The sequence below is a fragment of the Fischerella sp. PCC 9605 genome, assembly GCF_000517105.1.
Classification (GTDB): Bacteria; Cyanobacteriota; Cyanobacteriia; order Cyanobacteriales; family Nostocaceae; genus PCC9605.
Genome location: NZ_KI912149.1, coordinates 55613 through 80948, shown reverse-complemented (window position 1 = coordinate 80948; position 25336 = coordinate 55613). Strand labels below are relative to the sequence as shown.

General features: G+C 42.1%; 19 protein-coding genes. 12 read left to right on the top strand and 7 right to left on the bottom strand.

Going from position 1 to position 25336, the window contains the following annotated elements:
- Nucleotides 1–374: 374 nt before the first annotated feature.
- A complete protein-coding gene (selD, locus tag FIS9605_RS37185; protein WP_197036062.1) occupies nt 375–2954 on the top strand; it encodes a selenide, water dikinase SelD in 2580 nt (859 codons plus the stop codon).
- On the opposite strand, the gene FIS9605_RS0115340 is transcribed toward selD, so the two are convergent.
- Entirely contained in the window at nt 2947–3672 is a 726-nt protein-coding gene (locus FIS9605_RS0115340; RefSeq protein ID WP_026733380.1) for a CHAT domain-containing protein, read from the bottom strand. The genes selD and FIS9605_RS0115340 overlap by 8 nt on opposite strands.
- Complete coding sequence (locus FIS9605_RS0115335) at nt 3662–5605, bottom strand: trypsin-like peptidase domain-containing protein (RefSeq protein ID WP_026733379.1); 1944 nt, start codon at nt 5603–5605, stop codon at nt 3662–3664. Before FIS9605_RS0115335 ends, FIS9605_RS0115340 begins: the two co-directional genes overlap by 11 nt.
- Before the next feature lie 581 nt (nt 5606–6186).
- On the opposite strand from FIS9605_RS0115335, the gene FIS9605_RS0115330 reads away from it, so the two are divergent.
- From FIS9605_RS0115330 to FIS9605_RS0115310, 5 genes are all read left to right on the top strand, one after another.
- A complete protein-coding gene (locus FIS9605_RS0115330; RefSeq protein WP_197036061.1) occupies nt 6187–7620 on the top strand; it encodes a pentapeptide repeat-containing protein in 1434 nt (477 codons plus the stop codon).
- Between the two features lie 128 nt (nt 7621–7748).
- A complete protein-coding gene (locus FIS9605_RS0115325) occupies nt 7749–8993 on the top strand; it encodes an ABC transporter substrate-binding protein (RefSeq protein ID WP_026733377.1) in 1245 nt (414 codons plus the stop codon).
- Nucleotides 8994–9000: 7 nt separating this feature from the next.
- Complete coding sequence (locus FIS9605_RS0115320) at nt 9001–9951, top strand: branched-chain amino acid ABC transporter permease (protein WP_026733376.1); 951 nt, start codon at nt 9001–9003, stop codon at nt 9949–9951.
- 280 nt (nt 9952–10231) lie between these two features.
- Complete coding sequence (locus tag FIS9605_RS0115315; RefSeq protein WP_026733375.1) at nt 10232–11155, top strand: M23 family metallopeptidase; 924 nt, start codon at nt 10232–10234, stop codon at nt 11153–11155.
- A 95-nt stretch (nt 11156–11250) separates the two neighbouring features.
- Entirely contained in the window at nt 11251–11796 is a 546-nt protein-coding gene (locus FIS9605_RS0115310; protein WP_026733374.1) for a late competence development ComFB family protein, read from the top strand.
- A 63-nt stretch (nt 11797–11859) separates the two neighbouring features.
- On the opposite strand, the gene FIS9605_RS0115305 is transcribed toward FIS9605_RS0115310, so the two are convergent.
- Nucleotides 11860–12522: a L,D-transpeptidase gene (locus tag FIS9605_RS0115305; protein WP_026733373.1), complete on the bottom strand. Its 663-nt coding sequence runs from the start codon at nt 12520–12522 to the stop codon at nt 11860–11862.
- 1000 nt (nt 12523–13522) lie between these two features.
- Between FIS9605_RS0115305 and FIS9605_RS0115295 the strand changes: the two genes are divergently transcribed.
- Complete coding sequence (locus FIS9605_RS0115295; protein WP_026733372.1) at nt 13523–14179, top strand: sigma-70 family RNA polymerase sigma factor; 657 nt, start codon at nt 13523–13525, stop codon at nt 14177–14179.
- 156 nt (nt 14180–14335) lie between these two features.
- Nucleotides 14336–14953, top strand: a complete 618-nt coding sequence (locus FIS9605_RS0115290; protein ID WP_026733371.1) for an anti-sigma factor family protein — start codon at nt 14336–14338, stop codon at nt 14951–14953.
- A gap of 136 nt (nt 14954–15089) precedes the next feature.
- Here FIS9605_RS0115290 and FIS9605_RS0115285 read toward each other — a convergent pair whose 3' ends face one another.
- Nucleotides 15090–15530: a gamma-glutamylcyclotransferase family protein gene (locus FIS9605_RS0115285; RefSeq protein WP_026733370.1), complete on the bottom strand. Its 441-nt coding sequence runs from the start codon at nt 15528–15530 to the stop codon at nt 15090–15092.
- A gap of 87 nt (nt 15531–15617) precedes the next feature.
- Here FIS9605_RS0115285 and leuS point away from each other — a divergent pair, with 87 nt between their 5' ends.
- The 4 genes from leuS (at nt 15618) to FIS9605_RS0115265 (ending at nt 21488) form a co-directional block, all read left to right on the top strand.
- Nucleotides 15618–18197, top strand: coding sequence for a leucine--tRNA ligase (gene leuS, locus FIS9605_RS0115280; RefSeq protein ID WP_026733369.1), 2580 nt, complete (start codon nt 15618–15620; stop codon nt 18195–18197).
- A 592-nt stretch (nt 18198–18789) separates the two neighbouring features.
- Nucleotides 18790–19851 carry a mevalonate kinase family protein gene (locus tag FIS9605_RS0115275; protein ID WP_026733368.1) on the top strand — a complete coding sequence of 354 codons (1062 nt, stop codon included), beginning with the start codon at nt 18790–18792 and terminating at the stop codon, nt 19849–19851.
- A complete protein-coding gene (locus tag FIS9605_RS0115270; RefSeq protein ID WP_026733367.1) occupies nt 19832–20719 on the top strand; it encodes a sugar phosphate nucleotidyltransferase in 888 nt (295 codons plus the stop codon). Before FIS9605_RS0115275 ends, FIS9605_RS0115270 begins: the two co-directional genes overlap by 20 nt.
- An 88-nt stretch (nt 20720–20807) precedes the next feature.
- Entirely contained in the window at nt 20808–21488 is a 681-nt protein-coding gene (locus FIS9605_RS0115265) for a hypothetical protein (protein ID WP_026733366.1), read from the top strand.
- Between the two features lie 208 nt (nt 21489–21696).
- Here the strand turns inward: FIS9605_RS0115265 and FIS9605_RS37180 are convergent, their stop codons facing one another.
- The 3 genes from FIS9605_RS37180 to FIS9605_RS0115250 all read right to left on the bottom strand — a co-directional run bounded on the left by FIS9605_RS37180 (nt 21697) and on the right by FIS9605_RS0115250 (nt 25319).
- A complete protein-coding gene (locus FIS9605_RS37180) occupies nt 21697–22767 on the bottom strand; it encodes a S66 peptidase family protein (RefSeq protein ID WP_035139882.1) in 1071 nt (356 codons plus the stop codon).
- Nucleotides 22768–22864: 97 nt separating this feature from the next.
- The gene (locus tag FIS9605_RS0115255) at nt 22865–23746 is read right to left on the bottom strand and encodes a GNAT family N-acetyltransferase (RefSeq protein WP_026733365.1); all 882 of its coding nucleotides are present in this window, start codon (nt 23744–23746) and stop codon (nt 22865–22867) included.
- A 292-nt stretch (nt 23747–24038) separates the two neighbouring features.
- Nucleotides 24039–25319, bottom strand: a complete 1281-nt coding sequence (locus tag FIS9605_RS0115250; protein WP_026733364.1) for a ribulose bisphosphate carboxylase small subunit — start codon at nt 25317–25319, stop codon at nt 24039–24041.
- Between the last annotated feature and the right edge of the window lie 17 nt (nt 25320–25336).

Sequence of the window (25336 nt, the reverse complement as noted above, 5' to 3'; positions counted from 1 at the left end):
ACTCCAAAAAATAAATTATCCAACTCATGCATCCAATATGACTTCTTGCCCCTTTCCTTGTCCTCCTTGTCCTCCTTGTTTTGCGAGCGATTGAATATTTTTTTATTTAGAAGTTTCTAAATCACTTTCTCCCAGCAAGTCAGTTATAAGCCAATAGAAACTGATTTGGAAATAATAGCAGGATTATTTCGCTATAAATCACGATAAATGCCATGATTTTCCCTATTACTGCGAATAATCCTTCAATAAGCTTCTTGTTAAAAAACTGATTGAGGATTATTACCACATATCAGCAAAAAATAAAAGTTTTTCCTTATCTTTTTCCAAAATGGAAGATAGAGGAGGGTATACAAAGCATTTATCAAAGTATTAATATGCAACAAAATTTACAGCCCATAGTCCAAGATTTAGTTCTGATTGGTGGTGGTCACAGTCATGCAATTGCGCTTTTGATGTTTGGCATGAAACCTCTTCCGGGAGTGCGATTAACTTTAATTACCGAAAAAAATGATACACCCTACTCTGGAATGCTACCAGGTCATATTGCCGGATTTTATAGCCATGATGAATGTCATATTGACTTGCGACGAAGCACAAACTTTGCTCAAGCGCAATTATATATAGACCGAGTAGTTGGTCTTGACCTGGAAAATAAAAAAGTTATTTGTGCTAACCGCCCAGAAGTAGCATTTGATGTGCTGTCAATTGACATTGGTAGTACTCCAGCGACGATTTCTGTACCAGGAGCAGCAGAATACGCAATTGGAGCAAAACCAGTATCAAAATTACTAGAACATTGGGATCAGCTATTAAAAAATTTAGCAGAAAAACCGCAAAAATCATTAAAGATTGCCATTGTCGGTGGAGGGGCTGGTGGTGTAGAGTTGTCGCTATCAATGCAAGCACATATAAAGGGTACTAGGGATTGGGGACTCTTTACTGGTGAGAACACTTCCCGTCTTGGTCAGGAACGCGGTCTTGGGGAGGCGCGGGTGCGGAAAGAGCGTCCGAACTTTAAGCGCCGTCGCCGTGGTTTCCTCCATGAGCAATTCCGAACTCGTAAGGGCTTGGTGCCAGATGGGGGACTGGCGAACCCAAAGGGGGACTGGGTACTTGATCGAAAAATGGGATCGGAGTTTCGATCCATTCCAGATTTTGGAGATTTCCCCGAATCTTCCTTCAAAAGGGAGGCTTTAGAAATTCATTTATTCCAGCGAGATGCTGAACTAATGCCTAGTTATCATCGGTCAGTGCGGCGTGTGGTCAAGCAACTTTTGATTGAACGCGGTATTCAACTGCACTTAGGGGAAAGTGTATGTAAAGTAGAACCAAAGCACCTCACCCCCAGCCCCTCTCCGCTTGCGGAGAGGGGGGAATATAAGGAGAGGGGGGAATATAAGATTGTGTGTGAATCTGGGTTAACAGTGGAGTGCGATCGCATTTTCTGGGTGACACAAGCATCAGCACCACAATGGTTTAAAGCAGCTGGGTTGGCAACTGACGAGCAGGGCTTTATTCTGGTCAATGACACATTGCAATCTGTGTCCCACCCACACATATTTGCAGCGGGGGATATTGCCACGATGGTAAATCATCCGCGTCCGAAAGCAGGAGTTTTTGCTGTTCGGCAAGGGAAGCCACTATTTGAGAATTTACGCCGATTTTTACTAGGAAAATCTCTCAAACCCTATAAACCGCAGAAACAATATTTAAGTTTAATAGGTACTGGCGATGGCAAAGCGATCGCCACACGCGGCTTTTTGACCTTGCCACCTCATAAATTATTGTGGCTGTGGAAAGATTGGATCGACCGTCGCTTTATGAAACGGTTCAGTAATCTTCCAGAAATGTCATTGGTCAATAACAAAATACAAATGACAAATGACAAAGGACAAATGACAAAGGACAAAGTAATGCGCTGTGCTGGATGTGGTTCTAAAGTGGGTAGTACAGTTTTAGAGAAAGTCCTCTACCGCATCAAGCGAGAACAACCTCTAGGGGAAGACAGAAAAGATATCATCATTGGTTTGGACACACCAGATGATGCAGCGGTGGTACAAGTGCCAGCCGATCAATTAATGGTGCAGACGATAGATTATTTTCGCAGTTTGATTAATGACCCGTATATTTTTGGGCAAATCAGCGCCAATCATTGCTTGAGTGATATTTTTGCAATGGGGGCTTTACCGCAAAGTGCCTTGGCTATAGCTACCATTCCCTACGCTGCACCAGCCAAAGTCGAAGAAACCCTCTATCAGCTATTATCTGGTGCGGTAAAGGTGCTAAATCAAGCACAAGCACCTCTGATTGGGGGGCACACAACTGAAGGCGCGGAACTCGGATTTGGCTTATCTTGCAATGGTTTAGCTTATCCTGACAAGTTGCTGCGTAAAAGTGGTATGCAACCAGGGCAAGTGTTAATTTTAACTAAAGCCGTGGGAACTGGGACATTATTTGCTGCTGACATGCGTCGCCAAGCTAAAGGTGGTTGGATTGATGGTGCGGTGGAGTCAATGCTGTTGTCAAATCAGGCTGCGGCTACATGTTTATTACAATATGGGGCAACGGCTTGCACTGACGTAACAGGCTTCGGCTTGTTGGGACACTTAATGGAGATGGTGCAAGCTTGTGGTGTAGCGGTGGAGTTGCAACTGGAAGCGATCCTAGTTTTAGCAGGCGCAAGAGAAACAGTACAACAAGGGATTGTTAGCTCACTGCATCCAGAAAATTTGCGTGCTTCACGTTATATTTCTAACTTGGGACAATGGGAATCTCACTCTAATTTTCCTTTATTATTTGACCCGCAAACCTCTGGTGGTCTTTTAGCCTCCATTCCCGAAGAAGAAGCTAATAGCTGTTTAGCTACACTTAAAGCCTTTGGTTATGAACAGACTTGTATAATTGGTCAAGTATTACCACAAGTTGAGGGTCAAAAGCCAATTACCATCAGCTAGAAAACTCTTGATAATTGATTGTTCCTGAGCCACTAACGTTTTTGATGTTGCTGTCTGATATATTAAAAACGTTGCTAAAAGGTGAAATTTCTTCGGATTTTGCTTGTTTTTGCTCCTGCTGAGAACTGGTTTGATTTTCAGCAGTCGGTTTTGGTAGATTTTTGAGGATGGGAGTGAGAGACTCTGGAATGCCTGCTAGTTGAATGGCAACCCGTCCAAGTTCATAGGCATCCTCAATTGATAGTTCGTTGCCCAATCCTTGATAAAATGCCTCAGCAAATCTGATTGCGGCGCGATCGCCAACTGCCTTATTCATCCCAATTACATAGTCAATGTGTTGGTGAATTGCCTCAGCTTGAGCCTCGCTATAGCAGGCGTTGAGCAAAATACACTGAATTTTCTCTTTAAACAGTTTAAATAGCTGCGTTAAAGCTTCTGTACTGACAAGCTGCATGTGCCCTGAGTCATCCTCTAAGGCTAATCCTTCAATTCCGGCTCCATGTCCAGAAAAATGAACAATTTGTGGCTTATGCTTGACTATGGCATGTAGCAAATCGTTAGGGCGCACTGCCCACTGCGAGATAATTTCAAACTGATCTCGCATTTTGGCTCTTTCCAAGGCTTCGTAGATTTCCCGCATTTCTTCATCGAGGCGTAACCTGCCTGTATCAACTGGGTTTGCTGCCAGGATTAGGATTTTAATCTTTTCATTTGTCATTTTTTATTTCAGGTACTGAAGAAACATATTTTTTTTGTGAGGCTAACAACGCTTGTTGCTGGGGTTGCGGACATAGGTAATTACTCCATTCAACCAGTCCATTAGCTATTCCTGAGGCTATGTCGTTAGTTCGATTTTTCAGGAGTTCCAGATCCTTTGAATTATTTAAGTACCCTACAAATAAATCTAGAGAGGGCATCTTGATATCACGACAGAAATCTAAACCCTGAACAATAACTGCTGTGTCTGGTTGTGCTCCTCGATTAGGTAGCTCAGGTACTTTCTTCACTAGTGAATTTAACAACATTTCAGCATGAGCTTTTCGCTCAGATTTGAACTGAATATAGTAAACAGTTGCTCCTCTGACTTCAAAAGTTTTTGAGTATGGAGATTTTTGCGGAGGTTGAGAAGCATAGTTTGTTAAGATTTCTAATGCTACATCCCCAACTTTATAGTCTTGTTCTGTTCTTTGGTTAATCCATGCGATCGCATCTTCTTGGCTGCTAAGATTCTCTTCAGGAACAAGTTGAGGGTTAAAGTTAGAGGGAAAACTAGTTTTCAGAATATTAACAATTTCCTGACCCAGTGCTTTTGTGATTTGAGCGTCAATTTCTGCATCTTCTTCTCGTTCAAATACATCTTCTCTCTTGCGCCCCGCTAAAATATATACTTTTCTTTTTGTTCTGCCTTGATTGTAAACAAATTCATTTAAAAAATCTTCTGTACCTTCCTGTCCTTCTAAATCTTTCACAATCTGATGAATTCGGATGCCTACATTTCCCCTCACTTTTATCTGAGTCTCTGAGGAATTATCATTGGCTTCATTGTTTGATTCAACTAAAGCTGCATGATGCAAGCCGACTAACTGCCATTGCACATTAAATACTGGACTACCAGATGAACCAAAATCAGCATCAGCTGCATATTCTAGGAAATTCTCATAGATTACTTGCACTCTATTATCTGATAGGATAATTTCTTTGTATCTACCTCGGGGATGTTGAATAATATTGACAGGTTCTCCTGGTAATCCAGATATCGTTGCCTTGTTTTGTAAATCTTCTGGAATATTTTTCCATGCTTCTGGAAGTTTTTCTTGGATACGTTTGGCGTCATCTATAGTCAGGGTAGGTGATATAAGTCTATCTTCTTTTTGCATTGATAACCACCCAAAATTATCTCCTGCTTCCAAGAAGGATAGCCTATTTTTTAGCCTTTCTTCTTCACTCAGGCTATGAAGTTTGACCAGAGTATAATCTAATTTATCATTCGTTTTAAAGAAACTTGTATCGAACCTATAATTGGCACAATTATTATCTCGTTCTAATTCATCTGTTTCATATCGAAATTGAGCAATAAAATCTTCTGCCTCTTCTATACTGGGCAATACATGATGATTAGTTAATAAATAATTTCTACCAACTAGAAAGCCAGTAGCAATTGGTACTAAAATTCGTTTATCACGATTTTGTGTCATGCAATTGTTAAAATTTTCATCTTCCAGAGCTTCTGAAACCTTTGTAAACCTCTGCCAAAATTCTGGTTCAATAGCAAGCTCTTGGGAAAGAATATCAAGTATTGCAGGAAATTCATCGGTAGTATAGTCTCTAATTATATCCATCAAATCTTGAGGAGAGTACGGACGCCTTAGTAAGCAGACTGCTGCACCACATCTCAAACCTCGTTCTAAAAATGAGAATGGTAAATAATTTGGATCGCCAACAGATAAATAACGAAATGGTTTGGTTCCGGGTTTACGTAGTTTAATAATTTCGGCTATTTTTTCATCATCTATTCTTGTTTCTTCTGTTGGAAAGTCTAATACTGTTCCTACGTGAGGTATATTGCCAGTGATTACTTGGCAAATCATTTTGTTATTAACCACCTGACAAATACGTTCTGTAGTTTGTAGATGGTTAATTATTTTATTCATTATTCTGTACAAAGGCATATCAATTACTCCCTATCTCTATTAATACCTTAGATATTCTTGGCTAATCAAAAACTTATCAATTTAATATTATGAATAGTCAATTTTACAAAAAATACTATGGGAAAAAGTTTTCCCAAGCATCACTTGATTCTAATCTTCAGCGTATAGCTTGTGGGCAGCATATCATCTTTAAGTTTTTCCTTTTACTGTTCACAATTAGTCTATTTTGTTTGGCTGGTAGCCTTATCGGTGTAATGAGTGCTTATGTAGGTCGCTCATTAGTTTTTTTCTTTCAGGGGGACAATAAGTTTTTATTCATTATTTATACAATTGTGGTATTAAGCATTTGGCTGATCGAGACAAGCCGCGTTAGTTTAACTAGTGGTTTATGGAAAGCTATTGTTAGCGCTTTAATAATATTTATTGCCTCCTTCGTAAGATTTAAAAAATTAGATTATCTATTTTTATTTTTTACTATCTCTTTCTTGGCTATAAGTTTTTTCAGTTTTTTGACAATTAGTTTATCTTTTTCACTTGTTTTTGTTTTATTAAACGAGCGTCATAAATATATAAAAATACTGATGGCGATTTTGATTATTTTTTTATCAGTTATAGTTGCCCATTTCGTTGCTAAATCTTCTGAAGAAAGAGTATTAAGTTTTAATGATTTCACAGTTATAAAAATATTTACGGGAATTATTTTTAGCCTTGCAATTGTCAAAGCTAGTTCTGAAGTTACGAGTTTTAACAATAAGCCAAAGCCAAGCTTTTTGTTTTTAAAATCTTGGGCGATCGCCTTAAGCACTTGGGGCAGTACTTGTTTTTACAATTTAGACCTTAGCGGTGTTGATTTTACAGAAGCTATAGTAGCAAATACTGACTTTAGAGGCAATAAATTTTACAGAACTTGTTTAATAAATGTAAAAGGTTTAGATAGAGCGAGAGTAGACAACCGCTATCTAGACTTAGATAATCCGAAAGTGCAAAAACTACTAACAGAGGGATGGTGTGATGATTGCAATTTTAGTTGGCTGAATTTGCAAGGAGCATATTTACGGAATGCAGTTCTGCGAGATTTCAACTTTACAGAAACTAACCTCAATGGAGCAAATTTGAGTGCAGCCGATCTACGAGATGCAATTTTGGTGCATGCTCAATGTATAGACGTTGACTTTACTGGTGCTAACTTAACCGGAATTTGCATTCAGGATTGGAGCGTCAACAGTCAAACCCGCTTTGACAATGTCAAATGTGACTATATATACCGCAAAATAGACGATCGAGGAAAGCCATGCGATCGCTACCCATTAGACCGCAACTTTGAACCTAGAGAATTTGAATCCCTCTATCAAGAAGTCGGTAATGTCGTTGAATTGGTTTTCAAAGAAGGAATGAACTGGCGTGCTTTCGCGTTCACCCTGCAAAAACTCCAAATAGAAGATGACGGTTTAGGATTACAACTCAAAGGAATAGAAAAACGAGGGGATATGTGGGTCGTGAAGGTGACTCATAACGAGAACGTCCCTACCCAAGAAGTAGAGAAACGCCTGAATGGTTCCTATACACAGTTACAGCAATTACTTGCTGCTAAAGAACAGCAAATTAACAGATTACTAGGAATTGTCGAAAACCAAACAGAGGCAATTAAAGAAATTAGTAAACGTTTTGGTAATAATTTCTGGATTACTGGTAGCACAATCACCAACTTGTCTGGCTCTGGGCAAATTGAATATCATGAAGCTGCCGATCAACTTCGTAAGATCGTTGCTAATAGTTCCGATCAAGTACAACTAAAGGCAACTGTACAAAATCTACTTGCCCAACTCCAAGGACAAAACGTGGCTACCACAGCTGGAACTCAAGCGGAACTGATTAAGCAAGTGCTTTTAACAGAAGCAGAAAAAGACCCTGTGTTTAAACAGCTTTTGGTTTTACAAGGTCAGCAATTCGCTGATGTTATTCCTGAAGAAGCGATCGCTACTGCAATCCGAGAAGCGATCGCCTCACTTGGTTAACTGAGACAGCATCTATTCATACACATCCACAAGTAACATCCTCTCACGTTATTATTTGACCACAGGCAACTACTTGGAAAGTGTACCTGTATGTGGTCAAATAAATAGATTAAAGGAATATATACTTTATGAAAAAAACTATTGGTCGTACAACTGCATTCTTAGCTTCTTGCGCCGTCTTGCTAACAGCATGTGGCGGCAACAATACTAGTACAAATACTACAAGTAATACCGATACTAACACAGCAACTAATACCTCAGCAACAACAGGTGTATCTGCTCCTATTCCCATTGGTATTGCCGTAGCACAAACCAGTAACGTGGCATTACTTGGTCAAGAGCAAGTGGCTGGGGTAAAAATTGCTGAAAAGTATTTTAATGAAAAAGGTGGCATTAATGGCACAAAAATTAAATTAGTTTTCCAAGATGCCGGTGGTGATGAAAACAGTGCCATTAACGCTTTCCAAACATTGATTAACAAAGATAAAGTTGTAGGTATTGTAGGTCCAACTTTATCACAACAAGCTTTTAGCGCCGGCCCTATCGCCGAACGTGCCAAAGTGCCAGTATTGGGCCCATCAAATACTGCTAAAGGAATTCCAGAAGTTGGTAAATATATTGGACGTGTATCAGCACCAATTTCTATCGTTGCGCCTAATGCAGTCAAAGCTGCACTCAAGCAAAATCCTAATATTAAAAAAGTCGCAGTTTTTTATGCTCAAAATGATGCATATAGCAAATCAGAAACAGAAATATTTCAAAAAATAGTCAAGGATTCAGGACTGGAATTAGTTACAGTGCAAAAGTTCCAAACTTCGGACACTGACTTTCAAGCCCAAGCCACAAATGCACTGAATTTAAAACCAGATTTAATCATTATTTCTGGTCTAGCTGCTGATGGTGGTAACTTGGTGCGGCAACTACGAGAATTAGGTTATAAAGGCACTATTATTGGTGGCAATGGTCTGAATACATCAAATGTATTTACTGTATGCAAAGCACTTTGCGATGGCGTGATGATTGCTCAAGCTTACAGTCCCCAACATCCAGGAGAGATTAACGCTGCATTTCGCAAAGCTTATGAACAGCAATACAAAAAAGAACCACCCCAATTTAGTGCCCAAGCTTTTGCTGGGGTGCAGGTGTATGTAGATGCTCTGAAAGCTTTAGATAAAAAGACCAAAATTAGTACAATTCCCCTCAATAAGCTGCGGACGGAATTGAACCAGCAGGTGTTAGCAGGGAAGTACAACACACCTCTCGGCGAAATTTCTTTCACACCAGAAGGTGAGGTCGTACAAAAAGATTTTTATGTTGCCCAAATCAAGATGGAAAACAACGGCAGCACTGGTAAGTTCGCATTTTTAAAATAGTTGCAGCATGGATATTACTCTGTTTTTGCAACAGTTTTTGAATGGGTTATCTATTGGCAGCGTCTATGCTATTTTTGCTTTGGGATACACCCTGGTTTACTCAATTTTGGGCATCATTAATTTGGCGCATGGTGCGATTTTTACCCTGGGTGCATATTTTACTTATGCACTCATGGGTGGCAGATTTGGATTTAATGGCTTACTCGCAAATGCTGCACTGCCAATCCAATTACCTTTCGCTGTAGCCCTGATTTTGGCAAGCATTCTCGCAGGATTGGTCGGGGTGGCGGTAGAACGCATTGCCTTTCGCCCCTTACGACAGCGGGGTTCCGATCCTTTGCTAACTGTTGTGTCTAGCTTGGGTGTGGCAGTGGTAATCGTGAATGTAATCCAGTATTTGGTAGGCGCAGAAAGTTACACATACCCGTCAGAGACTTACGGAAATTTGCCACCAGCAATTAACTTTGGTACATCAGCAAACCCCATTCCTATTCGCACTGTGCAGGTGGTGATTTTTGTTGTCTCAATGGTGTTTGTCGCCATTCTTACCTATTTTATTAGCCGCACAAAATACGGTAAGGCAATGCAGGCGATCGCCGAAGATGCAACTACTGCCAGTTTGTTAGGAATTAACAGCGATCGCTTTATCGTGCTGACATTCTTTATCAGCAGCTTTTTAGCAGGAGTGGCGGGAACTTTAGTCGCCTCTAGTGTCAGCATAGCCGGGCCGTACTTCGGCATTGGTTTTGGGTTGCGGGGATTAGCAGTAATTGTCTTGGGTGGTTTAGGCAGTATTCCCGGTGCGGTATTGGGAGGTTTGGTAATTGGACTAGTGGAGGCGTTTGTCCCATCTGAATACTCTGGTTACAAAGACGCCGTTGCCTTTGGCATCTTGTTTATTATGCTCTTAGTCAGACCCCAGGGTTTACTAGGACGGCGGTTTATTCAGAAAGTTTAAAACCACCGAGCAAAAATAATGTTAGTGCAGGGCTAGTGGTCTGTGTCATTAATTATCAGAGGTTTGTAGTGAGCGATTTATCGCTCAATTTCAAGGGCTAAAGCCCTAACTACGAACTTTCACAACTTATCAAAACTAATGTAATAGACCACTAGCACTTGACAAGTTACAAATATTACATTACAAAGTATTATTTCTGAAAATCTACTTCGAGGCGGGAAACTCTACGGCTTCTAGGTTAGTCTGTTGTTCAACAGCAGCAAGGATTTTTTGTATCTCTATGACTACCGCATATCGTATTCAGAAGTTGCTCCCTTTATCTTTGCCAAATTTGAAAGTCAATCGTCTTACCACCAAAATAATAGCGGGGACATTAGCCGCTGTTCCCATTGCTCTAACATTACCAGCAGACGCTTTACAGGTACGAGTGAATCCATCCCAGCCTAAGTTGGGAGATACGCTATCGGTGTTCATAAATGTAGATGATCTTGGAGGTGATCCGAAGCCGACAGTCAATACCGGAGATAAAACTTACCCTGCATTTGCTATTGCTCCTAATCAGTATCGAGCTTTTATTCCCACAACACCACTAGAAAAGTCAGGAACCAGAAAAATTCAGGTTTCGGCAAATGGTCAAGTACAAAACTTGTCGGTGCAAGTGCGCGATCGCAAATTCCCCGTACAACGCATTAACTTACCCCCCGGTAAAGCGGGAGTAAAAGCTACAGAATACGAACTCAAGCGTGTAGCAGAATTTAAAGCTTTGCAAACACCTAAAAAATATTGGAATGGGGCTTTTATTAAGCCAAATGCGGGAAGAATCTCCACAATTTATGGTGTGCGTCGCTACTATAATGGTAAATTTGCAAAGGATTACTACCATCGCGGCGTTGACTATGCTGGTGCTGCGGGTTCACCCGTAGTTGCTCCAGCTGCTGGGCGAGTTGCTTTGGTGGGAACGGTATCTGAGGGTTTCCGGGTTCACGGTAACGTTGTTGGCGTCGATCACGGTCAAGGAGTGACAAGTATTTTTATGCACCTGAGCCGCATTAAAGTCAAAGAAGGCGATATGGTCAAACCTGGTCAAGTAATTGGCACAGTGGGTTCCACTGGTGCATCCACAGGTCCTCACTTGCACTGGGGTTTATATGTCAACGGTCAATCTGTTGACCCAACACCGTGGCGATACTTAAGTGTTAAATAGTAGTTTTTACATGTTTTTGCTCTTATAATTGGGCAGAGTAAATCGGATTGGTACCGTCCTTACCTTGCTTGGGTGGCTTATAGAATATGAGCGTTATGAGTATAGAAAAAATTGTGCAACAAGCTCTCCAGGATGGTTATCTGACACCAGCAATGGAAGCAGAAGTTGGGCGAATCTGTGATAATGCCAATGAACTCTCTATAGAAGAGTACATGGCGCTAGATCGGCTGATGGGGGCGCTGTTGACTGGTGAAGTGATGGCGGTACCACGCAAACAGTTCATTAATGTCATGGAAGAGTTGGTACTCACAGAAGCGATCGCCCGCGTAGCTGAAATAGAAGCTACCAGCGAAACTTCCCTAGAAGTTGGGGATATCGCCGCTTACGCCCTCAATCGTCTGCCTCCTCTGTATGCAACAACAGAAGAAGGCGCCAGCTACCAGCGCCAGCACGCCAAGACAGAACTGCAAGAGTTAATTGCCCAGCAAATTGGCGAGGCGATCGCTCGCTACCTAGATCGACCCAATTTCTTTCCAGAAAGGCAGGTCTTGGGTAAAAACACTGGTAACGAAATTCTTAGGCAAGTCAGTAATTTACTCCAAGACTACGCACCAAACTTTGAACGAAAAATGCAATCTTAGTCATTAGTCATTTGTCCTTTGTCATTTGTGAAGAATAAATGACAAAGGACAAATGACTAATGACTATTGTCGTACTTCCACTGTTGTCCCTACACGTACCTGTTTGTATAACAAGCGCACATCAGGATTACGCATACGCAAGCAGCCGTGGGACACAGCACTACCTACTAGGTTGTTATCTAGTGTTGGTGTGCCGTGGAAACCAATTTTATTACGCCCATCTGACCAAAAACCTATCCATCGATCGCCAAGAGGGCTATCTGCTCCTGGTGGAAATACTTTGCCAGTGATAGGGTGACGCCAGATAGGGTTGCGTCGCATATTATCGATTTGGAAGGAGCCTGTGGGGGTTTCCCAGCCTTTTTTACCGATACCAGTTGGATAACTGGCGATAACTTGATCTTGGCGATAAACATAGACGCGGCGATCGCTTAAATCAACTATCACTTTTGTCTGGTCGGCAGATGCAAGAATAGTGGAGGGTTTTTCTGGAATTGGAACTTGAGCCAACAGCGACTTTATCGGGTTAGAGTCAGCTTGCACCAGAGGTTGAGTTTTTTTGGCAGTATCTGCTGCTCTCGCTACGTTATCTCTGCCAGATCCAGTCGGAGCAGGAGATGTCATAGGATCGGAAATACCCCAATGGAGAGCGAGAGATAAGATTGCTGTGCCAAAACAAAGCAGCATCCCTACACGCGCTACAGATTCATTTCTTACCATCGCCATTGTCTATTCTCTCCAACATACCCTTTTGACTTTGCATCAGCTAACAGTTTTTTCTAACTTACTCTAACTTTTCGGAAGCCGCTTTGCATGTTGTGTATTTACTAGGGACTGGGGACTGGGGATTAGGGACTGGGGACTAGGTAGGAGATGAAAAGAATCTTCTCCCAATCCCCAATCACCAATACCCTATCCCCAGTCTTGGTCATTCGGCCACCAAAAATTTACAAACTTTTAGCAGTTCCATTATGAATTTGTCCATACCCGTGGGCAAACTAGGGCTATACAGATTTTGCCATTGCGTATATGTCGATGAGACTAGGGACTGGCGATCGGGAACCGGGTGGATTTGAAAAAGAGTTTTCCCAGTACCAAGTAACCAATACCCAGTATCTATAAAAATCTAGGTGAGTATTTTTACTCCCTGGAACCCAACAGGCGCAGCAATCAATCACTAATAGTGTTAATGGTGTGGGTGGGAGAAAGACCATGTTGGAAAAACTATTGTTAGCGATAACAGTTACATTTTCACTCAATTTCTTTTTGCAAGTTCGTGTGCCCGAACAATCTAATACTGGTGCTAATTATCAGCATCACAAAGAACCATCGTCTACGATTCTAGTAAGATTGCCACAAAAATAGCAGTTTTGTTGGTTACTAAACATTGGTTAAATCAATGTTTGCTGTGTACTTAGCTATCAAACGCTGCAATCTTTGAAAGAGACGGTTCTCTTCAAAAGCAGCGCTGTGTTTTGCCAACAGTTTTTAAGTTGATTTTGGTAGTTTGCTAACGCCTAATTGTTTACATTGTTAATACTTATTTGTCAATAGTGGATAGTCAGTGATAATTGCTGGCACAGGTATGCATCACGTCACCGTATCCGAGAGGGATAGGTATTGCCAAATATCCTGTGTTCCAGTCATAAATCCGTCACTCATATATGGAACATCCGGCAGATAAGTAGCTCTAATAGATAGGGATGATTTTCAGCCAGTACGATCTATGAGCCAATCGATTACTGTATCCTGGTCAACTGTTGATGCAAGGCTTCCGGAAGCATCAGTGCAAGTTGATAAACTTTCTAACCACGATTTGATTTTGCGCTGTCAAATTGGACTGCGCCCCGATCGTGCTGCGTTCGCGGAACTACTGCGACGTTATCAATCCCAAGTAGATAGGGTGTTATACCATTTAGCTCCGGATTGGTCCGATCGAGCTGATTTGGCTCAAGAAGTTTGGATTCGGGTGTATCGGAATATTCACCGATTGCAAGAACCATCTAAATTTCGGGGCTGGTTAAGTCGCATTGCTACCAACTTGTTTTACGACGAGTTACGGAAACGCAAGCGTGTTGTCAGTCCTCTCTCACTGGATGCTCCCCGTTCAGTAGATGATGGCGAAATGGACTGGGAGATTGCCGGAGATACTCCCGGACCAGAGGAAGAACTTACAACTAGAGAATTCTATGAGCAATTGCGGGAAGCGATCGCCGATCTACCGGAGGTGTTCCGCACAACTATTGTTCTGAGGGAAATCGAAGGTATGGCGTATGAAGAAATTGCCGAAATCACAGGGGTTTCCTTGGGAACGGTAAAATCAAGAATTGCCAGAGCCAGATCCAGATTGCAAACCCAGTTACAAAATTATCTTGATTCCTAGTTTAAAGTTTCGTCTTTCGGTTGATGGCAGAATTTTATATTTCATTAAGATTCTTAAAGATCGTGCAGAGTACTTCTGCCAAAGGAGAAATGATGATTAGTCTGGCCAAATTAGTTGGCTGTTTTTACCCGTGCGTGAATTGGTAATAATGTTAAGATGACTACTGATTCTCACTTGAATGACGGTTCCAACTTGCAATTTCATCAAGATTTGTCAGATGAAAATGTAAAGTATACCAATGAATCAACGGGTGCTATGGATATGGTGAAGCGCGATCGCTTCGAGTTATTGAGTGCTTATCTCGATGGTGAAGTTACAGCTGCCGAACGCAGGCAGGTGGAAGAATGGCTGGCAAACGATCCCGCTGTTCAATCTTTGTATGAAAGGCTTCTGAAACTGCGCCAAGGTTTGCGGACTATGCCAGTACCGCAGCCACAGCCAGTGGAACAGACAGTCCAACAAGTCATGGCTCGTTTGCGTCGTCGTTCGCGCCTAGCTTTACTATGGGGGGGTACAGCCATAGCCGCTACTATCATTGGTGCGGTATCTGGCTTAGTACCAGGTGGTGAATACGCAACCCAACAAATTGCTAAAAGACCATCAGCAGAACAAGCACAACCAACAACGTCACAGCCTATTTCTGTCCCATCGTTGATGGTTGCTATCAATGACCCCATCCTCCCCATTCCCAAAGCCGCAGAAACTTCTCCAGAAGAACCTATGAATCAACTAAAGCAACTTCAACCGTTGGATATAGAAAACGAATATCATTAATAATTATGAATTATGGATTATGAATGATAAAAAATTTGCATAGCTCATCATTTCAAATGATGAGCTAAATCAGAAGCAGGAAACTCATCAATAATGTATGAATTATGAATGATAAAAAATTTTCATAATTCATAATTTATAATTCATAATTATTAATGCTGCTCCACCAGCCATTAGCTTGGAGTACGCCTCCTAATTTGTCAACCATTTCCGGCGTCATCAAGTAAACCCAAGCCCAACCAAGCGATCGCCCTTGCAGATCGTACACTTCTATTTTTTGCCGATTATATAAATTTTCGGATGCAGGTTTAGCAGGGTAGTAATCTTCCAGTTCGTCTAATTCATCCAGAACTTCTAGAACGCTAAACTCTAGTAAATACCCATAGACACGGCTATCCCCTAGCGTCATTGCCGGATAGCCTTGAGGGAGCTCAAAGAGTTTACCCAGTGCAAATGCTTTCGTAGCATTCACAACTTTGCGATCGCAGTACCTTTTATAATTAACTTCTCCTGGTTTGAGGGTGCCGTAGACAAACACCCGTAGCAAACCAGAAGATTTTTCATTTAAATCAGTCATTGTTTGTTTTACCCGACCTGTTACTCTGCCTACCATCATCTAAAATATGGAGGCAGACATGATTACAGTCCAGTAGGAGAGTTTTCGGTGGATTCATCCCGATATAACCCAACCGCATTAGAGGAAAAATGGCAACGAACATGGATTGAACTTGGCTTAGACAAAACTTCTACAGATAATCACAAGCCAAAATACTACGCCCTGTCCATGTTCCCCTATCCATCGGGTAGCCTGCACATGGGTCACGTCCGTAATTATACGATTACCGATGTGATTGCCCGCCTCAAGCGAATGCAAGGGTATCGGGTACTGCATCCGATGGGTTGGGATGCCTTTGGTTTGCCAGCAGAAAACGCCGCCATTGACCGAGGCGTTCCCCCGTCGAAGTGGACTTATCAAAATATCGACCTGATGCGGCAGCAATTGCAGCGTCTCGGTTTGTCAATTGATTGGGACTGCGAATTAGCTACTTGTTCGCCAGATTATTATAAGTGGACACAATGGATTTTCTTGCAGTTTTATCAAGCGGGGTTAGCTTACCAAAAGGAAGCAGCAGTTAACTGGGATCCCGTTGACCAAACTGTACTGGCAAACGAACAAGTTGACAGCGAAGGACGTTCTTGGCGCAGTGGTGCGAAAGTCGAACGCAAATTATTGCGGCAGTGGTTTTTGAAGATTACCGACTACGCCGAAGAGTTGTTGAATGACTTGGACAAGTTGCCAGGATGGCCGGAACGTGTCAAGTTGATGCAGGCGAACTGGATTGGCAAATCTACTGGTGCGTACTTGGAATTCCCGGTAGTGGGGATGGATGAAAAAATTGGCGTGTATACCACACGCCCAGATACGGTTTACGGCGTTAGCTATGTAGTGTTAGCGCCAGAACATCCTTTGACAAAACAGGTGACTGCACCCGAACAGCAAGCAGTGGTGGAAGCGTTTGTGCAAGAGGTTACTAACCAAAGCGAGTTGGAACGCACTGCTGAAGATAAGCCCAAGCGAGGAATCCCCACAGGTGGCAAGGCAATTAACCCGTTTACGGGTGAGGAGATTCCGATCTGGATTGCTGATTATGTACTGTATGAGTACGGTACTGGTGCAGTCATGGGTGTGCCTGCACACGACGCCCGAGATTTTAAGTTTGCTAAAGAACAGAACTTGCCAATCAAGGTAGTTATCGTGCCTCCCGATAATGTAGAGACGCGCCATGGCGCGTCTCTACAAGAGGCATACACTGAACCTGGGATATTGGTGAATTCCAGTCAATTCGATCGCATGAATTCCACAGACGCCAAAAAAGCGATCGTGGAATATGCAGAAAAACAAGGTTTTGGCAAAGAACGTGTACAGTATCGTTTGCGGGATTGGTTGATTTCCCGGCAACGTTACTGGGGCGCACCCATTCCCATTATTCACTGTCCCAACTGTGGTGCGGTGCCTGTCCCGGATCAAGACTTGCCAGTGTTGTTACCTGAAAACGTAGAATTCACCGGACGCGGTGGTTCGCCTTTGGCTAAGTTGGAAAGCTGGGTGAATGTACCTTGCCCAACTTGCGGCACACCAGCAAAGCGGGAAACTGACACGATGGATACTTTTATTGATTCGTCGTGGTATTTCTTGCGCTATCCCGATGCCAAGAATGAACAGCAGATTTTCGATCCCACTAAGGTAAATGACTGGATGCCCGTGGATCAGTACGTGGGTGGAATTGAACACGCGATTTTGCACTTGTTGTATTCGCGCTTCTTTACCAAAGTATTGCGAGACAGAGGCTTGTTAAACTTTGACGAACCTTTCCAACGCCTGTTGACTCAGGGCATGGTACAGGGTTTGACTTACTTCAATCCCAACAAGTCTGGTAAAGATAAGTGGGTTCCTTCCCACCTCGTCAATCCTGCCGATCCCCGCGATCCCCAAACAGGTGAACCACTCCAACGCATTTACGCCACCATGTCCAAGTCAAAGGGCAACGGTGTAGCGCCGGAAGATGTAATTGCTAAATATGGTGTAGACACCGCCCGGATGTTCATTCTGTTCAAAGCACCGCCAGAAAAAGACTTGGAATGGGATGAAGCAGACGTAGAAGGGCAATTCCGCTTTTTGAATCGGGTTTGGCGCTTGGTGGCTGATTTTATCAATCAACCAAGACCAGTTGACAATCAAGAAAATCAACAGAGTAAACCAGAAAAAGACTTGCGGCGGGCAATTCACACTGCTATTAAAGAAGTCAGCGAAGACGTAGAGGGTGAATATCAATTCAACACAGCTATTTCGGAATTGATGAAGTTAAGTAACGCCCTCACTGATGCTACCTGTAAAGATTCGCCAGTATATGCGGAAGGTATTCAGACTTTAGTTGTCATGCTGGCACCTTTTGCACCCCACATCGCCGATGAGTTGTGGCATTTATTGGGTAACACCAACTCAGTCCACACTGAAGCCTGGCCTAAGTATGACTCTGCGGCATTGGTTGCTGATGAAATTAACTTAGTGATCCAGATTATGGGTAAAACTCGCGGTGCGATTCAAGTTCCGGCACAAGCAGATAAAGCAGAGTTGGAGAGGTATGCCTGTGAATCTGAAGTTGGCAAGCGCTACCTCGAAGGCAAAGAGATTAAAAAGGTGATTGTGGTGCCTGGTAAGTTGATTAATTTTGTTCTTGGTTAGTAGTTAGTGGTTGTAGAGACGTGCCATGGCACGTCTCTACATTGGTTAGTGGTTAGTGGGGGCGCAAAGCTTTGCGCCCTCACGGTATTTAGTGAGTACTAGCAATATTTAGTATCGCAAATCACTATTGCCCAAAAATCAACAAACAACAACTAACACCTAACAACTAAACAGCTAAAAAATGATGAATGACAAATAATCAACACGTAAAAGCGCTTGAGAATTTTCCTGGCTCAAGCGCTTTTTAGTATAATTCCATACCAATTCACTTGTTTGATGCAACATTTGATATTCGCAATATCCCTGAATATAGAAGGTATTACGAAATTAACCTGTGGCAAACATATGGTGAAGTGGTATCACTCCTTGCACAAAATAAGAATATCTTTTCTGAGATAAAACGAGGACTTGGGTGAGTGACAGTTTCTGAACTGACACTTGTATAAGATGACAACAAACGCTTGCCCCAAAAGCTAAATTTATGGCAAGACCCCGCTTGACCCTTAGCACAAGATGGTATAAGAAAATGCTGGTGAACATAGTATTTTTTGACAAGATGCGTAAAATTTAGCGAGTAAGATAGAAAACATATATGAATATTTTTGTTCCAGGTCGTCTGTGTATATTTGGTGAACATAGTGATTGGGCCGGAGGATACCGCCATCTCAATCCTGAATTAAAAATAGGTTACACGCTGCTGGTAGGTACGAATCAGGGACTGTATGCAGAAGTAAAGCCCCATCCAAACCAATTAATTCTAAGTACCTCCCTTAGTGATGGAACCCGTAAAACCATGACTCTGCCCATGGAAAAACAAGCCTTGCTTAGCGAAGCGATAAAGGGAGGGTTTTTTAGTTACGCAGCAGGTGTGGTTTACCAATTTCTTGTCAAGCTGCAAACGCCTCTGGGAGGGATAGAAATTGACAATTATCTGACGGATTTACCGATTCAAAAAGGCTTGTCATCGAGTGCGGCTATTTGCGTATTAGTGGCGAGGGCTTTTAATCAGGTATATGACTTAAAGATGCCTATCCAGGAAGAAATGGAGTTTGCTTATCTTGGGGAGATTACTACCCCTTCTCGTTGCGGACGGATGGATCAAGCTTGCGCCTACGGTAATCGCGCGATCGCAATGAAATTTGATGGCGATCGCACTGATATAGTGGAACTCAGTGTTCCAAAAGATCTGTTTTTTGTCATAGTGGATCTTGGTGCTAGCAAGAATACTCAAGTAATTCTTAGGAAACTGAATGAGTGTTATCCCTTCGCCAGCAACGCAATACAAGCGAATGTGCAAAAATATTTGGGTTCCATCAGCTATCAAATCACCCAAGCTGCTATTGAAGCTATGCAAACAGGCGATGCACAACAAATTGGTACTCTGATGAAACAGGCACAGATAGAATTTGACAAGCACCTCATACCCGCCTGTCCTGAGGAGTTAACTGCACCTGTTCTACACCAACTACTGAATTATGAACCGATTCAACCTTATATTTTGGGTGGTAAAGGCGTTGGTTCCCAAGGAGACGGTACAGCACAATTCGTTGTCAAAGACAAGGAAAATCAACAAAAAGTTATCGAAATCATTGAGCGGGATTTCCCGCAAATGCAATGTTTACAATTGACGATTTATGCCGAAAAATCAAGTTAAAAAAGCTGTAATTCCTGCTGCTGGTTTTGGCACTCGCTTATTTCCTGCTACCAAAGTTGTCAAAAAAGAACTTTTCCCGATTATTGATCAAGATGGCAGGACAAAACCTGTCATTCAATTAATAGTGGAAGAAGCCATTAGTGCTGGCATCGAAGAAATTGGGATAGTAGTGCAACCGGAAGACAAAAGAATTTTTACAGATTTATTTAAATTCCCACCCAAAGCAGAACTTTTTGAAAAACTATCGCCAGAAAACCAGAAATATAGCAAATATATAGTAGATTTGGGTGACAGAATTAAAATTTTAACTCAAAAAGAACAAGAAGGTTACGGTCATGCGGTATTATGTGGGAAAGAATGGGTCAATAATGAGCCATTTTTGTTAATGCTAGGCGACCACATTTACTCATCTGCAACAAAAAAATCCTGTGCGCGTCAGGTGTTAGAAATTTACGAAAAAATTAATCAAAGTGTTGTTGGCTTAACAACAATACCAGCAGAAATCCTTTATAAAGCTGGGTGCGTCACAGGAGTTTGGCAAGAGAAAGGCTCAATTCTTTCGCTGACACAAGTCTCCGAAAAACCTACTGTTGAATATGCACGTCAGCATCTGCGTGTAGAAGGAATGGCAGAAGATGAGTTTTTGTGCATATTTGGATTGTATGCACTCACACCAAAAATATTTGAACTTTTGGAAGAAAACGTTAGGAATAACTTTCGAGAACGTGGAGAATTTCAGTTAACAACCTGTCTTGATAAATTACGTGCGGCGGAGGGAATGACAGGATACGTTGTGAAAGGAAAGTATTTTGATATTGGTATGCCAGATGCTTATTGGCAAACACTGATTGATTTTAGGAATAGGTAATTATGCGAGTAGACAATATCCATAACTTTAGTAATTACTGAGGCATACCAATCTAAGGTTCTTAATTCTAAGCAGATGGTCATTACCTATGGCAGTGAAGTTAGAAAAAGTGGTTCCCTTCGGGCGATCGCTTCATGAATATATGAAAATGTTCGATTTGACAAAATCAGATTTAAATAAGCGAATTTTGGGTGTTGGCGATGGCCCAGCTAGCTTTAATGCAGAAGCTACAAAAATTGGTGTTAATGTCACTTCTGTTGATCCAATCTATCAATTTAGTAGCACAGAAATCCTCAAGAGATTTAATGAGGTTGTAGACAATATCATTGACCAAGTGAAAGCAACTCCTGATGACTGGGCTTGGTCATATCATAAATCCCCTGAAAATTTAAGACGTAATAGAGTCCAAGCAATAAAAGAATTTATCAGCGATTACGATCGGGGAAAACAAGAGGGAAGATATCAAATTGGAGAACTGCCTAGACTAAACTTTAAAGATAAAGAGTACGATATCGCTTTATGTTCGCACTTTCTTTTTTTGTACTCAGACCATTATAATTATAAATTTCATTATGATTCCATAAGAGAGATGCTAAGAGTTAGTCAAGAAGTGCGTATTTTCCCTCTGCTGACTCTAATGTTGCAACGTTCACCTTACCTCGAACGTATCACACGAGAATTGCGCGATCTGGGATATACAGTTTCAATTGTCAGAGTAGAATATGAACTCCAAAAAGGTGGTAATGAAATGTTGTTAATAAAATCCTGAATTTCTGAAATATCAAACTATTGACTCTACCCCTGTCAAGGTGTGAGTCTTGGAAATGGATTTTTCTTGGTGTCTTAGTGTCTTGGTGAGTCCAGCCCCCGTCTTGGCTTCTGCCGAGATGGGGGACTGGCGAACCCGGAGGGTGGTGAAAAAAGAATGATTGAAACACTAAGACACTAAGACACTAAGAGGAAAATAGTCTTCTCTACTAAGATAGTGGTTCGTTTTTTACCCACCTTGACAGGGCTACAGCTGACTCTAACATCCGCAGCGTCCCTAAATTGGCATCAATTTCCACTTCTACACCAACAGGCACGGTAAATTTATCTTTGATGTGACCAATCATTGAACCGTACCAAGCGGGAATACCCAAGGGTTTGATATGGTCTTGCAAAACTTCCGCGAAAGTCAGTGATGGTTGATCGCCAAGACTGCAATTAGTGCATTGCCCAAACACAAAACCAGCAATTTTGTTGAGAATGCCTGCATTTTTTAACTGAGTCAGCATTCGGTCTACACGATAAATATCTTCGTCTATTTCTTCTACAAACAAAATGCTGTGCTGCCAAGAAGGAAGATAGGATGACCCCACCATCGCTGATAGCACCGACAAATTACCACCCACAAGTTTACCCCTTGCCTTTCCGGGAGTAATGGTTTTCCGACGTAGTTCGGTAGCTAGGGTATTGTGCATCGTCACTGCTTCACCCTGAAAAAGAATGCGCTTGATGTGATTCACAGTAAAATTATTCCAGGTAGAGGTAGCGACGGGGCCGTGAAAGGTAACAACTCGACTGCGGGTGTAAATTGCTAATAATAAGGCGGTTATATCGCTGTATCCCATGACGATTTTGGGATGGGAGCGAATCAAAGAATAGTTAATTAGGGGTAAAATGCGATCGCAACCATAACCACCGCGCATAGCGATAACAGCTTTGACTGACTTGTCAGCAAACATCGCATTGACATCAGCAGCACGGTCAATGTCTTTACCTGCTAAATAGCCGTAACGATCTAAAAGATGCTGTCCTAACTTGACTTGTAATCCCAATGTTGCAAATGTTTGCTTTGCCTCTTCAACGTCTTTTGATTCAATCATACCAGCGGGACTAATTAATCCTACTGTATCGCCTACTTGTAAACGCTGTGGCTTGAGTACGGAATTTGGATAGAGTTTGGCTTCAACAGCAAACGGCTGAATTTGAGCAGATAAAGCTGCTATTCCCAAGGTTTTGATGAATTTTCGGCGGTTGATGGTCGTGCTGAAATATGGTATCATTTATCACTTGTATCCAATGCTAGGAAAAACGCAGAAGGTAAGAGGTAAAAGTAAAAAAAACTTCCCATTGCTTTTGCCTTTTACCTTTTACTTTTGTTCAACAACGTGCAGAACGTGGAAGCATGAATTTTTCTCCTTCAGGCGGAAAAGTACCACGAACCATCAAGAAAAGTTCGCCACCGAGTATGTGAGGAAATGCTTGCACTTTAGCATCAAGGCGTTCGGGACTAAAGTAAATCTCAACTTCGTTGATGGGTTGGGATATGCGTTCGAGAATAGCTTCTAAAGTGCATATCTGTGTTCCCACCAAATCGAAAAGTTTGAGTTTGCTGTCTTCTATCTCCATCACCGCCACGAGATCCAAGTCTTCGGCGTAATACAGGGGGTTATTTCCCTCGTTGAAGTAGAACACGGCTTTCTCTTTCACTACCCCCAAAATCCTGGAAACGGGTTCACGCGTTTCCAATAGCCTGTTTAGTAATTTGACATCGTTACTATCTGTAGTATCTAACACTCGAAAGCCATTAGTCCCACCTGGAGAGTCACACTTAGCTGTGAAAATATGCTCCCCAACAACGCGAAAGCCAAAAGGATTGTATATTTCAGGTTGTGTTGTGGTTAATATTAGGGTTTTATAGCGATCGCCACAGTAATCTAATACTTCTTCCATAACTTCACGGTAGTAGCCACGCCGTCGAAACTCCGGATGCGTACACACACCATGAATTCCGCCTACAATTAAGTCTTGTCCCATTAGTTGCATGGGGATTTCTAGAACTCCCACATGAGTAATGGCTAAGTCTTCATGGAAGCGAATAAACGGGGTAGAAGCTGATTCCCAGGATGCACCTAGTTTCCGACCGCGTTCCACTGCATCTCTAACTCCAATTTCAGGAAAAACGACTTCCACCAGGTTAAATAAGCGATCGCTTAATGTAGGGTCTTCGGTAAATGACCGTCGGAAGCGATACTGGTTCATAGTTAAACTACATAACAAAAATTTCTTATTTTTTATGTTACATATACTACAGGGTTGTCATTATCTTTATATGCCCTTGGATTTGAATAAATTAAAAAGACAGATCCCCGATTTCTGACGAGAAGTCGGGGATCTTACAGGGTAGACTGTATGTTTATACCAAGTTGTGTTCAGATATCGCAATTCGTGCCCTCTCCCCTCCCCTGTTCCAAATTGGGAGAGGGGTGCCGATAGGCGGGGTGAGGGAATTACTATCTTTGACTGCAACCTAGTATTAATTAAATTGTTCTGCTTACCAACTACCAACTTTCCCATTCGGACGCTGGATAATCGTTTCCATCACTCGGCGTTTATTTTTGGGATCGACTCCTACCAGGCGCACGTATTCACCACTGTATTCTGCCAGACAAGATTCTATAGTAGAAATGGCATCTGATTCACCAGTGATTTGACCAACAGCACAACTTTGCCAAGAACCAGTGCGGAAGCGTCTTTCATCTACGTGTTCAATACCAATTCTATAACCATGAGACAATATTTCCCGGATTTGTTCTTGTGTTTCTAGGGTTAGATGGGTGTTTGATGCTTGTGATTTCTGATAGCCGTTGGTTATTGGTCGTTGAGTTGAACCATTGCTTGATGGCTGACTACTTGGTGTAGCAGCAGGGGAAGGTGTGGATTGATTGCGAGAGTACAAACCACGATTGTATTCAGAAACTAGTTGAGAAGTCTGGACTCGTTGCTGTTCACCCACCATAAAGTTACCCATCTCAATTAAGTGAGACAAGCTAAAATCGGGTTTTCTAAATTGTGGTGGCCCTTCTAAACTGTTCACCACCCGCAAGGATATACGTTCAACACCAATTTCATGGATAAAGTGGCGGATTTGTTCGTCATAAATACGCGATCGCAACGCACTAAAAAAGTCTATCGACTGATTTGAGAAAGTCTCGACAAGTTGTTCTACTTCCCGTTGCGAAAGTCCATCTTCACTAAAAATTCCGTTAACAATTCCCACCTTGTCATCCAGGTCTGGTTCCCAATAAAATTTCTCCATCCGACCATCGCGAATTAAAGGCGCGTATAGGGTGGAAAAATCATTACCTGTGACAATAATTGGTACGCGATGTAAAGGTGTTGAATCATAACTTCCGGGAAGTTGGACATCGGTGGGGTTATCAGCAATATTCATTAGTGTGGCATTTACCAACTGGGTATTCACTGTGTATTGCGTACCTTCATCAAAGCGTCCCGCACCCGCATCTAAATCGTTAATCATGATTACGCACATTTTGCCGCGTACCTTAATTAATTCTGCGGTTTCTCGATAGCGCAGGCGAATTAGACGCGCTGGATCTCCAGCATCTGGACTTTCCAACTCTCCACCGGAAATGTGAGTCACTTCCACACCCATTCTTTCAAAAACTAACTCACATTGAAAGGATTTGCCTTCGCCTTTACGTCCATGAATACCCAAAATTAAAGGTACTCGCACACCAGGAAGGTCAAGGTAATTCTTGGTAATGAAAACAGAAACTTTGTCAAGAAAGCGGGGAGAAATGTAATAAGCCATAACAATTGGGGATTTTC

Excerpts from the sequence above, each read along its gene's own strand:
- FIS9605_RS0115265 (WP_026733366.1), top strand. The coding sequence starts at position 20,808 with ATGGCAGTGAAGTTAGAAAAAGTGGTTCCCTTCGGGCGATCGCTTCAT.
- FIS9605_RS0115330 (WP_197036061.1), top strand. The coding sequence starts at position 6,187 with ATGGCGATTTTGATTATTTTTTTATCAGTTATAGTTGCCCATTTCGTT.
- FIS9605_RS0115295 (WP_026733372.1), top strand. The coding sequence starts at position 13,523 with ATGAGCCAATCGATTACTGTATCCTGGTCAACTGTTGATGCAAGGCTT.
- selD (WP_197036062.1), top strand. The coding sequence starts at position 375 with ATGCAACAAAATTTACAGCCCATAGTCCAAGATTTAGTTCTGATTGGT.
- FIS9605_RS0115325 (WP_026733377.1), top strand. The coding sequence starts at position 7,749 with ATGAAAAAAACTATTGGTCGTACAACTGCATTCTTAGCTTCTTGCGCC.
- FIS9605_RS0115250 (WP_026733364.1), bottom strand. The coding sequence starts at position 25,319 with ATGGCTTATTACATTTCTCCCCGCTTTCTTGACAAAGTTTCTGTTTTC.
- FIS9605_RS0115320 (WP_026733376.1), top strand. The coding sequence starts at position 9,001 with ATGGATATTACTCTGTTTTTGCAACAGTTTTTGAATGGGTTATCTATT.
- FIS9605_RS0115270 (WP_026733367.1), top strand. The coding sequence starts at position 19,832 with ATGCCGAAAAATCAAGTTAAAAAAGCTGTAATTCCTGCTGCTGGTTTT.
- FIS9605_RS0115290 (WP_026733371.1), top strand. The coding sequence starts at position 14,336 with ATGACTACTGATTCTCACTTGAATGACGGTTCCAACTTGCAATTTCAT.
- FIS9605_RS37180 (WP_035139882.1), bottom strand. The coding sequence starts at position 22,767 with ATGATACCATATTTCAGCACGACCATCAACCGCCGAAAATTCATCAAA.
- FIS9605_RS0115305 (WP_026733373.1), bottom strand. The coding sequence starts at position 12,522 with ATGGCGATGGTAAGAAATGAATCTGTAGCGCGTGTAGGGATGCTGCTT.
- FIS9605_RS0115310 (WP_026733374.1), top strand. The coding sequence starts at position 11,251 with ATGAGTATAGAAAAAATTGTGCAACAAGCTCTCCAGGATGGTTATCTG.
- FIS9605_RS0115315 (WP_026733375.1), top strand. The coding sequence starts at position 10,232 with ATGACTACCGCATATCGTATTCAGAAGTTGCTCCCTTTATCTTTGCCA.
- FIS9605_RS0115275 (WP_026733368.1), top strand. The coding sequence starts at position 18,790 with ATGAATATTTTTGTTCCAGGTCGTCTGTGTATATTTGGTGAACATAGT.
- FIS9605_RS0115335 (WP_026733379.1), bottom strand. The coding sequence starts at position 5,605 with ATGAATAAAATAATTAACCATCTACAAACTACAGAACGTATTTGTCAG.
- FIS9605_RS0115255 (WP_026733365.1), bottom strand. The coding sequence starts at position 23,746 with ATGAACCAGTATCGCTTCCGACGGTCATTTACCGAAGACCCTACATTA.
- FIS9605_RS0115340 (WP_026733380.1), bottom strand. The coding sequence starts at position 3,672 with ATGACAAATGAAAAGATTAAAATCCTAATCCTGGCAGCAAACCCAGTT.
- FIS9605_RS0115285 (WP_026733370.1), bottom strand. The coding sequence starts at position 15,530 with ATGACTGATTTAAATGAAAAATCTTCTGGTTTGCTACGGGTGTTTGTC.